Below are 13,405 nucleotides of genomic sequence, written 5' to 3'. Positions count from 1 at the left end.
CGATGAAAGGGAGAGGCATTCTCCCTCTCCACACTTCCATAAGCGACAAATAAAGCGGTTTATGCTTACATTTATTTTACGTTGAATCCTACCAACGGTAATGAGCAAATGCTTTGTTAGCTTCTGCCATTTTATGAGTGTCTTCACGTTTCTTAACAGATGCACCAGCGTTGTTAGCTGCATCTAAGATTTCGTTAGCAAGACGCTCTTCCATAGTTTTTTCACCACGAAGACGAGCGTAGTTTACTAACCAACGAAGACCTAAAGTTGTACGGCGTTCTGGACGAACCTCAACTGGAACTTGGTAGTTAGCACCACCAACACGACGAGCGCGTACTTCAAGAACAGGCATGATGTTCTTAAGAGCTTGCTCGAATACTTCCATTGGCTCTTTACCAGTACGTTCGTTTACGATATCGAACGCATTATAAAGAATTGTTTGAGATTTACCTTTTTTACCGTCAACCATCATTTTGTTGATAAGGCGTGTTACTAGCTTCGAATTGTACATTGGATCTGGTAACACGTCACGTTTCGCAACAGGTCCTTTACGAGGCATATTGAGTTCCTCCTTTCATTTTAAAGTTATTATTTTTTAGCAGGTTTTGGTCTCTTAGTACCATATTTAGAACGTCCTTGCATACGTTTGTCAACACCAGCTGTGTCAAGCGCACCACGAACGATGTGGTAACGTACCCCCGGTAAATCCTTTACACGACCACCGCGAATTAATACTACGCTATGCTCTTGTAGGTTATGACCGATACCTGGGATGTAAGCTGTAACCTCGATACCGTTTGTTAAACGTACACGAGCGTATTTACGTAACGCTGAGTTAGGTTTCTTTGGAGTCATTGTACCAACACGAGTACATACACCACGTTTTTGAGGTGCAGAGATATCAGTTGATTTTTTCTTTAAAGAGTTAAAACCTTTGTTTAACGCAGGTGATTTAGATTTCCATACTTTATCAGTACGACCATTTCTCACTAATTGGTTAATAGTAGGCATTTGATTATCCTCCCTTCGCATGTTTGTATGACCACATATCCAGGTGGTTCATTATTAGTTGAAAACAAAGTTTTTGCAAGGAAGAGCAAATGCTCTCTCCTCACAAAAACAGTTTTAACTTATTATTCCTATTGCTGAAGCTCCCACTTGAATCCCCGAAGCTTTACCAAGCTTACGAACTGATTCAACTTTTGTTATGGGCACGTTATATTGCATTGCGACACGAATGATAGCATGGGTTAACCGCATGTCAGCATCCTCTGCGATGACAACTTCTTTAACTGTACCATTTTTGATTGCCTCCAATGTGCGTTTATGACCAACGACTACATTTTCAGCAGTTGATACTTTTTGATAAGACATATAAATATCCTCCAAAGCATCGTTCAGGAGCAACCTTGATTATAGTAACATTTTGACTCATACAATGTCAACTAAGATTAATTGTTTTTATACAAAATTTATGCCGGAAAATTTTACTGTTCCACATAAACCTCATCGTTTTCTACATTCATGTCATCTTGTGTTGTTTTTACAAGATCCACTTTGCGATAACGATTCATACCTGTTCCAGCAGGAACAAGTTTACCGATAATAACATTTTCTTTTAATCCTAGAAGTTCATCGCGTTTACCCTTAATTGCTGCATCAGTTAAGACACGAGTTGTTTCTTGGAACGATGCTGCAGATAAGAATGAATCTGTTTCAAGTGAAGCTTTTGTAATACCAAGTAGAACAGGTCTAGCTGTTGCTGGTTGCTTACCTTGCAGTAAGACCTTAGCATTCGCATCAGTGAACTGATGGATATCTAGTAATGTTCCTGGTAATACATCTGTTTCACCTGCATCACTTACACGAACTTTACGTAACATTTGACGTACCATTACTTCTACGTGTTTGTCACCAATTTCTACCCCTTGCATACGGTATACTTTTTGAACTTCACGTAATAAGTATTCTTGAACCGCCGTAATGTCCGTTACTTTTAGTAATTCTTTCGGATCAATAGAACCTTCTGTTAACTCTTTACCGTGGCTAATTGGCTGTCCTGGAGTTACTTTCAGACGAGCACCGTAAGGAATAGCATACGTACGAGCTTCAACTTCACCCTGTACAACTACTTCTTGGCGATCTTTAACGTCGTTGATCGCTGCGATAACACCGTCGATTTCACTGATAACTGCCTGACCTTTCGGATTACGAGCTTCGAAGATCTCTTGGATACGAGGTAAACCTTGAGTGATATCATCTCCGGCAACCCCACCTGTATGGAATGTACGCATCGTTAACTGTGTACCTGGCTCACCGATAGATTGAGCTGCGATAATACCTACCGCTTCTCCTACTTCTACGTCTGTTCCAGTTGCTAAGTTACGACCGTAACACTTCTTACATACACCGTGGCGAGTGTTACACGTAAACGCTGAACGAATGTTTACAGTTTCAACACCCGAATTTTCAACGATATGAGCGATATCTTCAGTAATTAATTGATTTTCAGCAACTAATACTTCACCTGTTTCAGGATGTTTTACAGTTTTTCTTGCAAAACGTCCAACAAGACGATCATATAATGACTCGATAACTTCATTACCCTCTTTAATCGCACCGATTAATAAACCGCGATCTGTTCCACAATCATCTTCACGAACGATTACATCTTGTGCAACGTCAACAAGACGACGTGTTAAGTAACCAGAATCGGCAGTTTTAAGTGCTGTATCAGCAAGACCTTTACGCGCACCGTGCGTAGAGATGAAGTACTCAAGTACTGTTAAACCTTCACGGAAACTCGATTTGATTGGAAGTTCGATGATACGACCAGATGGATTGGCCATAAGACCACGCATACCAGCAAGCTGAGTAAAGTTAGATGCGTTACCACGGGCACCTGAGTCACTCATCATGAAGATTGGGTTGCGTTTATTCAAGGATTTCATCAGTTTTCCTTGGATAACATCTTTTGCATTACTCCAAATAGAGATAACGCGATCGTAACGTTCTTCTTCCGTGATTAAACCGCGACGGAATTGTTTAATTACATTATCTACTTTTGCTTGTGCTTCGTGGAGAATTTCATCTTTTTCGCCTAATACAAGAATGTCAGATACCCCAACTGTAATACCAGCTTTTGTAGAGTACTTGAATCCTAAGTTTTTCATACGGTCAAGCATGCGAGACGTTTCTGTAATTTGGAAACGTTTGAATACTTCCGCAATGATGTTACCAAGGATTTTCTTGCTAAATGGCGCCACTTCTTCGCGACTAGCAATAATTTCTTTAATGTTCGCACCTTTTTCAACGAAATATTTCGCTGGTGTTTCTTTTTCAAGGTTTGAATTTGTTGGTTCATTAATATAAGGGAACGACTCTGGTAAGATTTCGTTAAATATTAATTTACCAACTGTTGTTAATAGAAGCATACTCTTTTGCTCTTCAGTAAATGTTGCGTTGTTTACTGCACTTGCAGCTACTGCAACACGTGTATGAAGATGAACATATCCATTTTGATATGCAAGCAATGCTTCGTTTGCATCTTTGAAGACCATACCTTCACCGATTGCACCTTCACGCTCAAGTGTTAAGTAATAGTTACCTAATACCATATCCTGAGATGGAGTAACAACTGGTTTACCGTCTTTCGGGTTCAAGATGTTTTGTGCCGCTAACATAAGAAGACGAGCTTCAGCTTGAGCTTCTGATGATAAAGGTACGTGAACGGCCATTTGGTCACCGTCAAAGTCCGCGTTGTATGCAGTACATACAAGTGGGTGAAGACGGATTGCGCGACCTTCTACTAATGTAGGTTCAAACGCCTGGATACCAAGACGGTGAAGTGTTGGTGCGCGGTTTAGAAGTACTGGATGTTCTTTAATCACAGACTCTAAAACGTCCCAAACTTCAGGTTGTACACGCTCGATTTTACGTTTCGCACTCTTAATGTTATGTGCTAATCCTTTTTCAACTAACTCTTTCATTACGAAAGGTTTGAACAGTTCAAGCGCCATTTCTTTTGGTAATCCACATTGATACATCTTTAAGTTCGGTCCTACAACGATTACAGAACGACCAGAGTAGTCAACACGTTTACCTAATAAGTTTTGACGGAAACGTCCTTGTTTACCTTTAAGCATGTGAGATAGTGATTTTAATGGACGGTTACCTGGTCCAGTAACTGGACGGCCACGACGACCATTATCGATTAATGCGTCTACAGCTTCTTGTAACATACGTTTTTCGTTTTGAACGATGATGCTTGGTGCACCTAAGTCCAATAGACGTTTTAAACGATTGTTACGGTTAATTACACGACGGTATAAGTCGTTTAAGTCAGAAGTAGCAAAACGTCCACCGTCTAACTGTACCATTGGGCGTAGTTCTGGTGGAATTACTGGTAGAACATCTAAGATCATCCAAGACGGTTCATTTCCAGAGTTACGGAATGCTTCTAATACTTCTAGACGTTTAATAGCACGAGTACGGCGTTGTCCTTGTGCTGTTTTTAATTCTTCTTTTAAGAAGTCTACTTCTTTATCTAAATCGATGTCTTGTAGTAGCTTTTTAATTGCTTCTGCACCCATAGCAGCTTGGAATGTGCTACCATATCGATCACGATATGCACGGTATTCTTTTTCAGAAAGTAATTGCTTCTTATCAAGTGGTGTATCTCCACTTTCTGTTACAACATAAGAAGCGAAATAAATTACTTCTTCAAGCGCGCGAGGGGACATGTCTAAGACAAGTCCCATGCGGCTCGGGATACCTTTGAAATACCAAATATGAGATACAGGAGCAGCTAATTCGATATGACCCATACGTTCACGACGTACTTTTGCACGCGTTACTTCAACGCCACATCGATCACAAACTACACCTTTATAACGTACACGTTTGTATTTTCCGCAATGACATTCCCAGTCCTTTTGTGGTCCGAAAATACGCTCACAGAACAAGCCATCTTTTTCAGGCTTTAACGTACGATAGTTAATAGTTTCTGGTTTCTTAACTTCACCGTATGACCAAGAACGAATCTTGTCAGGTGAAGCAAGTCCAATCTTCATATATTCAAAGTTATTTACATCTATCAAGGGGCCTACCTCCCTTTTAGTCTACAGGTTATCCCAATTATTCCTTAGTTGTCTCAACTTCGACATTCAATTTATCTGCTGATTGATGATCATCGTCATCTTCTGTATCACGCATTTCAATTTCTGTATCGTCGCTAGACATCATTTTAACGTCCATACCTAAACTTTGCAGCTCTTTAATCAATACTTTGAATGATTCAGGAACGCCTGGTTCTGGAACATTTTCGCCTTTAACAATTGCTTCATAAGTCTTAACACGTCCAACAACATCATCAGACTTCACTGTTAAGATTTCTTGAAGAGTATAAGCAGCACCGTAAGCTTCAAGTGCCCAAACCTCCATCTCACCGAAACGCTGTCCACCGAACTGAGCTTTACCTCCAAGAGGTTGCTGCGTTACAAGTGAGTATGGTCCAGTAGAACGAGCATGAAGTTTATCGTCAACCATGTGCGCAAGTTTGATCATATACATGACACCAACAGATACGCGGTTATCGAATGGTTCACCAGTACGTCCGTCATACAGGATTGTTTTCGCGTCATTTGCCATACCAGCTTCTTCAATTGTGCCCCAAACATCTTCCTCACGAGCACCATCGAATACTGGTGTTGCAATGTGAATGCCAAGGTATCTTGCTGCCATACCAAGATGAAGCTCTAATACCTGACCGATATTCATACGAGATGGTACCCCTAATGGGTTTAACATGATATCGATTGGCGTACCGTCTGGTAAGTAAGGCATATCTTCTTCTGGTAAAATACGAGAAATAACACCTTTGTTACCGTGACGTCCGGCCATCTTGTCACCTTCAGAAATTTTACGTTTTTGAACGATATATGCACGTACAAGTTGATTCACGCCTGGTGGCAATTCATCGCCATCTTCACGGTTGAATACTTTTACGTCTAAGATAATACCGCCACCACCGTGTGGTACACGTAGTGATGTATCACGTACTTCACGCGCTTTTTCTCCAAAGATAGCATGTAATAGACGTTCTTCAGCTGTTAATTCTGTTACACCTTTAGGTGTTACTTTACCAACAAGTAAATCTCCATCTTTTACTTCAGCACCAACGCGAATGATACCGCGCTCGTCAAGGTTACGTAATGCATCTTCCCCAACGTTTGGAATGTCACGTGTAATTTCTTCTGGTCCAAGCTTCGTATCACGAGCTTCTGATTCATATTCTTCAATATGAATAGAAGTGTACACATCATCTTTTACAAGGCGCTCACTCATGATGATCGCATCCTCGTAGTTATAACCGTCCCAAGTCATGAAGCCAACAAGCACGTTACGTCCAAGTGCTAGTTCACCTAATTCCATAGAAGGACCATCCGCAAGGATTTCACCTTTTACAACTTCATTTCCAACACTTACGATTGGACGTTGGTTGTAACAAGTTCCTTGGTTAGAACGAATGAATTTTTGCATTTTGTAGCGATCTAAGTCGCCTTTTACTGTTTGACCGTCAACTTCTACATAGCGACGTACCCAAACTTCACGTGCTTCTACGCGCTCAACAACACCAGGATGTTTACAGATTACTGCAGCACCTGAGTCTTTTGCTGATACGTACTCCATACCTGTACCTACAATCGGAGATTCCGGATTCATTAACGGAACCGCCTGACGTTGCATGTTCGCTCCCATAAGTGCGCGGTTAGAGTCATCGTTTTCTAAGAACGGAATACAAGCTGTCGCTGCCGACACTACTTGTTTTGGAGATACATCCATGTAGTCGATGCGTTCTCTATTTGTGACAATGTTTTCACCACGGAAACGAGCTACGATATCTTCACTTAGGAATTCACCTTCGTCAGATAATTTCATATTCGCTTGGGCTACAACATAATTATCTTCTTCATCTGCTGTTAAGTAATCAACATGCCCTGTTACAAGACCAGTTTCTGGGTCAACACGACGGTATGGTGTTTCAATGAAACCAAACTCATTTACTTTCGCGAACGAAGATAATGAGTTAATCAAACCGATGTTTGGTCCCTCTGGTGTTTCAATCGGACACATACGACCGTAGTGAGAGTAATGAACGTCACGCACTTCAAAGCCTGCGCGCTCACGCGTTAAACCACCAGGTCCTAATGCAGATAGTCTTCGTTTGTGAGTTAACTCTGCTAATGGGTTTGTTTGGTCCATAAACTGAGATAACTGAGAACTTCCGAAGAACTCTTTAATAGATGCAATAACAGGACGAATATTAATTAGTGCCTGTGGTGTAATCGCATTTGTATCTTGGATCGACATTCTCTCACGAACAACACGTTCCATACGAGAAAGACCGATACGGAATTGATTTTGTAATAGTTCTCCAACAGAACGCAGACGACGGTTTCCTAAATGGTCAATATCATCTGTATCCCCTACTTTGTATAGTAGGTTGAAGAAGTAACTGATAGAAGCAAGGATATCACCTGGTGTGATGTGTTTCACATCACGAGTAATGTTTGCATTACCAATTACATTAATTACGCGTTCGCCTTCCGACTCAGGAGCATAAATCTTAATAGATTGCAGCTCAACATCGCCTTCTACCACTCCACCCATTGGTTTCGCTGTTTTGAATCCAATGTTTTTCTCTAAGTAAGGTAAAATGCGATCAAGTGTACGACGATCTAAGATTGTTCCTTCTGCCGCTAAAATTTCACCAGTTTCTGGATCCACTAATGTTTCAGCTAAACGTTGATTAAACAATCTGTTTTTAATGTGTAACTTCTTGTTGATCTTATAGCGACCTACATTTGCTAAATCGTAGCGCTTTGGATCGAAGAAACGAGACACAAGTAAGCTCTTAGCATTTTCTACTGTTGGTGGTTCACCAGGACGTAGACGCTCATAAATTTCAAGCAATGCTTTTTCTGTGCTATCTGTGTTGTCTTTTTCTAATGTGTTGCTTAAGTATTCGTTATCACCTAAAAGCTCGGTGATTTCTTGATCAGAGCCAAACCCTAATGCGCGTAACAAAACAGTTACAGGAAGTTTACGCGTACGGTCAATACGCACATATACAACATCCTTAGCATCTGTCTCATACTCTAACCAAGCTCCGCGGTTTGGAATTACAGTAGCAGTAAAACCACGTTTTCCGTTTTTATCCACTTTGCCACTATAGTATACGCTTGGAGAGCGAACTAACTGGGAAACGATAACACGTTCTGCACCGTTAATTACGAATGTTCCAGTCTCTGTCATGAGTGGGAAATCTCCCATGAACACATCTTGTTCTTTTACTTCACCAGTTTCCTTGTTGATTAGACGCACTTTTACACGAAGTGGTGCTGCATACGTCACATCACGCTCTTTGCATTCGTCTACAGAGTATTTAGGTTCACCTAAGCTGTAGTCGATAAATTCAAGCGATAGATTTCCCGTAAAGTCTTCAATCGGAGAAATGTCTTGGAACATTTCTCGCAAACCCTCATCAAGAAACCACTGATAAGAAGAGGTTTGAATTTCGATAAGATTTGGTAACTCTAATACTTCACTAATACGGGCATAACTTCTTCGTTGGCGGTGGCGTCCGTATTGAACTAGTTGACCTGTCAACTGCTTCACCCCTCAAATCATGAGTATTATAAATGCACAAAAAAATTTGTGCAAAATCACAAATAAATACAACTACTGCTATTAGCGTAGTCTCTTTCTCTTAAAGATAAATACGTTGAGTCTTTCTACCTGCTCAAAAAAGAAAAATGGCTTCTATAAGAAAACCATCATTCTGTTTCATAATCTGCTGATTTTACTATCTTTTCCAAGAGAAACAAAAATATACATCTTTCTCAACGCAGAAAATCATATATTGGCATTGTATAATGTTAACATAGCCAAAAATAACCGTCAACGTTTTTTTGATTTTATGATATAATATCCTTTTTTCTTTTCTACAACCTCAACTTCAGAAAATACTTCTTCTAGTTTTTTTAGCGCAGACGGTGCACCTTGTTTCTTTTGAATAACAATCCAAAGCTCTCCATCTGGAACTAAATACTCCACAGCTTTTTCTAAAATCTCATGTACGATATCTTTACCCGCACGAATTGGAGGGTTAGATAGAATAGCAGCATACTTACCATCTACATTTTCATAGACGCTACTTTGAAAAATACGTATATTCTCGATTTTGTTATTAGCGGCGTTTTCTTTCGCAAGCCCAAGTGCCCTCTCGTTCACATCCACCATGTGAACTTCACGACCTTGAAACTCTTTCGCTAACGACAAACCAATAGGACCGTATCCGCAACCTACGTCTAATATATCACCTTTAATATCTGGCATTTGAAACGCTTCAATTAAAAGACGGGAACCAAAGTCCACTTCGTTTTTCGAGAACACCCCATGGTCAGATAAGAAAGTGAATCGAGATCCACGAAGGGCAAACTCCCATCGCTTACGATCACTTTTACTAGAAGGGTCGTTAGAAAAATAATGGTCTGCCATATGGCCACCTCTTTTCTTTACAGTTAAAAAAAAAGCTCGCATGAGAGCGAGCTTTTTTTAAAGCATCAAAAGTTAATTACTTAACTTCTACAGCAGCGCCAACTTCTTCAAGTTTAGCTTTGATTTCTTCAGCTTCTTCTTTAGCAGCAGCTTCTTTGATTACTTTTGGAGTGTTGTCAACTAATTCTTTAGCTTCTTTTAAGCCAAGACCAGTGATTTCACGAACAACTTTGATAACTTTGATTTTTTGTGCACCAGCGCTAGTTAGTTCCACATCAAATTCAGTTTTCTCAGCAGCAGCTTCTCCAGCGCCACCAGCAACAGCTACAGGAGCAGCAGCAGTTACGCCGAATTCTTCCTCGATAGCTTTTACTAAGTCGTTAAGTTCTAATACAGTCATAGATTTAACTGCTTCAATGATTTGTTCTTTAGTCATTGTAAATATCCTCCCTTAAATAGGTTTGTATTGTTTTATCGATAATACGTAATTATCTTTTAAAAAATTAAGCGCCTTGCTCTTCCTTTTGGTCTGCAACTGCTTTAGTAGCAAGTGCAAGGTTACGGATTGGAGCTTGAAGAACGCTAAGAAGCATAGAAAGTAAGCCTTCACGTGATGGAAGAGTAGCGATTGCTTTAACCTCATCAAGTGTTACAAGTTTACCTTCGATTACGCCCGCTTTAATTTCTAAAGCTTCATGATCTTTAGCGAAGTCGTTTAATACTTTCGCAGGAGCAACTACATCCTCGTTACTGAACGCGATTGCGTTTGGTCCTGTTAAGAATTCATTTAACTCAGCCATTTCAGCAGATTCTGCAGCACGACGAGTTAGAGAGTTTTTGTAAACTTTGAACTCAACGCCAGCTTCACGTAATTGCTTACGTAATTCTGTTGCTTCAGAAACTGTTAAACCACGGTAGTCAACAACGATTGTAGATTTACTAGCGCGAAGTTTGTCCGCGATTTCAGTTACAACTTGTTGTTTAGTTTCGATTACTTTGCTCATGTTATTACACCTCCTGTAGATTATATAGAAGATGTACCGAAAGTGCACTAAAAACCTCCATGCCCAACTTGTAGACATGGAGGCATATAGTCACAGAAAAAAGATTCCGCTTCGTATATTAACACCTAGGTAGGAAATTAAGTCTATTGACACCTACTGTCTACGGTACACTAATTAAATTCACAACATAAATGATTATATTAAAACTTCTTTATGAAGTCAACTTCCAAAATTTACGCTAATGTAGAAACGTCTACACGTACGCCAGGTCCCATTGTAGAAGCAACTGTTACGTTCTTCATGTAAGTACCTTTTGCAGCAGCTGGCTTAACTTTTTGTAAAGTGTCAGCAATTGTTTTGAAGTTTTCTACTAATTTAGCATCTTCGAAAGATACTTTACCGATTGGAACGTGGATGTTACCAGCTTTATCAACGCGGTATTCAACTTTACCAGCTTTGATTTCGTTAACAGCTTTAGTTACATCGAAAGTAACTGTTCCAGTTTTAGGGTTTGGCATTAAACCTTTAGGTCCTAATACGCGACCAAGTTTACCAACTTCACCCATCATGTCAGGAGTTGCTACTACTACATCGAAATCGAACCAACCTTGTTGGATTTTACCGATGTAATCAGTATCGCCTACGAAGTCAGCTCCAGCAGCTTCAGCTTCTTTAGCTTTTTCACCTTTAGCAAATACTAATACACGTTGTACTTTACCAGTACCGTGTGGAAGAACAACTGCACCACGGATTTGTTGGTCAGCTTTCTTAGGGTCAACACCTAAACGGAATGCAGCTTCTACAGTTGCATCAAATTTAGCTGTGTTTGTTTTCTTTACTAATTCTACTGCTTCTGTTGCAGAGTAAGCAGCTGCACGATCAACAAGCTTTGCAGCTTCTACGTACTTTTTACCTCTTTTAGCCATTTTTATTTCCTCCTCGAATGTGGTTTTAGCGGAATAACCTCCCACGTTTACGCCTGTTTTCAGGTATAACCTGAGGATGAGCGCCATCCATTTATTTAAAAACGATAATCATTTACGATAATAAAGGTTGCGAATTGGAATTCCAGACCCGCAACCTTTTTTAAAAACAAATCGAATTAGTCTTCGATAACGATGCCCATACTGCGTGCAGTACCTTCAACCATACGCATTGCAGCTTCTACGCTAGCAGCGTTTAGGTCAGGCATTTTAGTTTCAGCGATTTCGCGTACTTTATCACGCTTAACAGTTGCCACTTTATTACGGTTTGGTTCACCAGAACCAGACTCAATACCAGCTACTTTCTTAAGAAGAACAGCAGCAGGAGGAGTTTTAGTAATGAAAGTGAATGAACGGTCCTCAAATACCGTAATTTCAACAGGGATGATAAGACCAGCTTGATCTGCTGTACGAGCGTTAAACTCTTTACAGAAGCCCATGATGTTAACACCTGCTTGTCCTAATGCTGGACCAACTGGTGGAGCTGGGTTAGCTTTACCTGCAGGAATTTGAAGCTTTACCATTTTAATTACCTTTTTAGCCACGAGACACACCTCCTTAAGTCCGTGATGTGGTCAATTGGACAGTGATTTGCCCTCCCACGTCATATTTTATCTGTAAGGATAAAATCTTTCAAAAAACGTCTCCGATAACGAAGACGTACTGACTTAAAAGATATTATCACTTTTTACAATTCATTTCAAGTTTCATTTTATAATTTTTCAATTTGATGGAAGTCAAGTTCAACTGGAGTCTCGCGACCAAACATGTCCACAAGCACGCTAACCTTTTTCTTCTCCACATCAATTTCTTCAATAGCACCTGTATAATCTGCGAATGGCCCCTCATTTACACGTACTGTCTCATGAAGTTCAAAGTCGAAATCAACCACTTCGTTGTCCATTCCCATATGTTTCATAATGGTAACAACTTCCTCTTCTAATAGAGGTGATGGTTTAGATCCAGAACCAGAAGAACCAACGAACCCAGTTACACCCGGCGTGTTACGTACAACATACCAAGAGTCATCAGTCATGATTAATTCTACTAATACATAACCTGGGAACACTTTTCTTTTCATTAATTTTTCTTTTCCGTTTTTCATTTCTACTTCTACTTCTTCCGGGACAACAACACGGAAAATTTTATCTTGCATACCCATTGATTCTACACGTTTCTCTAGGTTTGCTTTTACTTTATTTTCATATCCAGAATAAGTATGGACAACATACCAACTTTTTTCCATTCATTTAGGACGAGCGTCCTTCCCTCCCTGACGTACATTTTTTTGCGCAAATGAAAAAACCCGTTCACCGGGCTTTTACACAGTTCTTATAAATAACATTATATCATGGATAAGTGCTTCTTATTCAAGAATTAACCAAGAATTAACCGAATTAAAGAAGAAATGCCCATATCAACTACTGCGAAGAAAATCGCAAAGAACACAACTGTAGCAACAACAGTCGCTGTTGAGCGGAGTAATTCATCTTTTTTAGGCCAACTTACTTTTTTCATTTCGCGACCTACATCGCCGAAAAAGTTCGTTAAACGCATCTGCGGGACCTCCAGTGTATTATTTCAATTATTTATTTTGTTTCCTTGTGAACTGTATGCTGATTGCATGTTTTACAAAACTTTTTTATTTCAAGTCGCTCTATTGAGCTCGTATCTTTCATAGTAGAGTAGTTTCGATTTTTACACTCTTCACATGAGAGTACAACTTTTTTCCTCATTAGTTACACCAACCTTGTAACATTATGTCCCTAAAAATGTATCATACAATAAAAGACAATGTCAATGACATGCATTTTGTACTCTCTACAAAAGAAAACAGGTGATTTATTTTACACCTGC

13 protein-coding genes and 1 other annotated feature are annotated in these 13,405 nt (G+C 39.8%); all 13 genes read right to left on the bottom strand.

What is annotated here, in order from left to right; all coding sequences use genetic code 11:
• Positions 1 to 88 precede the first annotated feature (88 nt).
• Positions 89 to 559 carry a 30S ribosomal protein S7 gene (gene rpsG / locus ES895_RS26645; protein ID WP_001137491.1) on the bottom strand — a complete coding sequence of 157 codons (471 nt, stop codon included), beginning with the start codon at positions 557 to 559 and terminating at the stop codon, positions 89 to 91.
• A gap of 29 nt (positions 560 to 588) precedes the next feature.
• On the bottom strand, positions 589 to 1,011 hold the full coding sequence (rpsL, locus tag ES895_RS26640) for a 30S ribosomal protein S12 (RefSeq protein WP_001142341.1): 423 nt from the start codon (positions 1,009 to 1,011) through the stop codon (positions 589 to 591).
• A 114-nt stretch (positions 1,012 to 1,125) separates the two neighbouring features.
• A complete protein-coding gene (locus ES895_RS26635) occupies positions 1,126 to 1,374 on the bottom strand; it encodes a 50S ribosomal protein L7ae-like protein (protein WP_000121837.1) in 249 nt (82 codons plus the stop codon).
• A gap of 113 nt (positions 1,375 to 1,487) precedes the next feature.
• The gene (gene rpoC, locus ES895_RS26630; protein WP_000567939.1) at positions 1,488 to 5,099 is read right to left on the bottom strand and encodes a DNA-directed RNA polymerase subunit beta'; all 3,612 of its coding nucleotides are present in this window, start codon (positions 5,097 to 5,099) and stop codon (positions 1,488 to 1,490) included.
• Positions 5,100 to 5,136: 37 nt separating this feature from the next.
• Positions 5,137 to 8,670 carry a DNA-directed RNA polymerase subunit beta gene (rpoB, locus tag ES895_RS26625; protein ID WP_000147553.1) on the bottom strand — a complete coding sequence of 1,178 codons (3,534 nt, stop codon included), beginning with the start codon at positions 8,668 to 8,670 and terminating at the stop codon, positions 5,137 to 5,139.
• Positions 8,671 to 8,961: 291 nt separating this feature from the next.
• Entirely contained in the window at positions 8,962 to 9,561 is a 600-nt protein-coding gene (locus ES895_RS26620) for a class I SAM-dependent methyltransferase (protein ID WP_000763262.1), read from the bottom strand.
• A gap of 76 nt (positions 9,562 to 9,637) precedes the next feature.
• Positions 9,638 to 9,997 (bottom strand): 50S ribosomal protein L7/L12, encoded by a 360-nt coding sequence (gene rplL, locus ES895_RS26615; RefSeq protein ID WP_000159736.1) that lies wholly within the window; start codon positions 9,995 to 9,997, stop codon positions 9,638 to 9,640.
• Between the two features lie 67 nt (positions 9,998 to 10,064).
• Complete coding sequence (gene rplJ, locus ES895_RS26610; protein WP_000048716.1) at positions 10,065 to 10,565, bottom strand: 50S ribosomal protein L10; 501 nt, start codon at positions 10,563 to 10,565, stop codon at positions 10,065 to 10,067.
• Positions 10,566 to 10,604: 39 nt separating this feature from the next.
• Positions 10,605 to 10,749 (bottom strand) — a sequence feature (ribosomal protein L10 leader region).
• Positions 10,750 to 10,798: 49 nt separating this feature from the next.
• On the bottom strand, positions 10,799 to 11,491 hold the full coding sequence (gene rplA, locus ES895_RS26605; RefSeq protein ID WP_001987630.1) for a 50S ribosomal protein L1: 693 nt from the start codon (positions 11,489 to 11,491) through the stop codon (positions 10,799 to 10,801).
• A gap of 176 nt (positions 11,492 to 11,667) precedes the next feature.
• Positions 11,668 to 12,093 (bottom strand): 50S ribosomal protein L11, encoded by a 426-nt coding sequence (rplK, locus tag ES895_RS26600; protein ID WP_001085872.1) that lies wholly within the window; start codon positions 12,091 to 12,093, stop codon positions 11,668 to 11,670.
• A gap of 167 nt (positions 12,094 to 12,260) precedes the next feature.
• On the bottom strand, positions 12,261 to 12,794 hold the full coding sequence (nusG, locus tag ES895_RS26595) for a transcription termination/antitermination protein NusG (RefSeq protein ID WP_000415794.1): 534 nt from the start codon (positions 12,792 to 12,794) through the stop codon (positions 12,261 to 12,263).
• A 131-nt stretch (positions 12,795 to 12,925) separates the two neighbouring features.
• Positions 12,926 to 13,105, bottom strand: a complete 180-nt coding sequence (gene secE, locus ES895_RS26590) for a preprotein translocase subunit SecE (RefSeq protein WP_001241323.1) — start codon at positions 13,103 to 13,105, stop codon at positions 12,926 to 12,928.
• A 32-nt stretch (positions 13,106 to 13,137) separates the two neighbouring features.
• Positions 13,138 to 13,284 (bottom strand): 50S ribosomal protein L33, encoded by a 147-nt coding sequence (rpmG, locus tag ES895_RS26585; RefSeq protein ID WP_014481927.1) that lies wholly within the window; start codon positions 13,282 to 13,284, stop codon positions 13,138 to 13,140.
• Positions 13,285 to 13,405 lie beyond the last annotated feature (121 nt).

The sequence above is a fragment of the Bacillus sp. 007/AIA-02/001 genome, assembly GCF_004634455.1.
In the GTDB taxonomy this organism is placed as follows: domain Bacteria; phylum Bacillota; class Bacilli; order Bacillales; family Bacillaceae_G; genus Bacillus_A; species Bacillus_A cereus.
The sequence above is the reverse complement of the archived record's forward strand: the minus strand, read 5'-3'. Positions and strand labels throughout refer to the sequence as shown.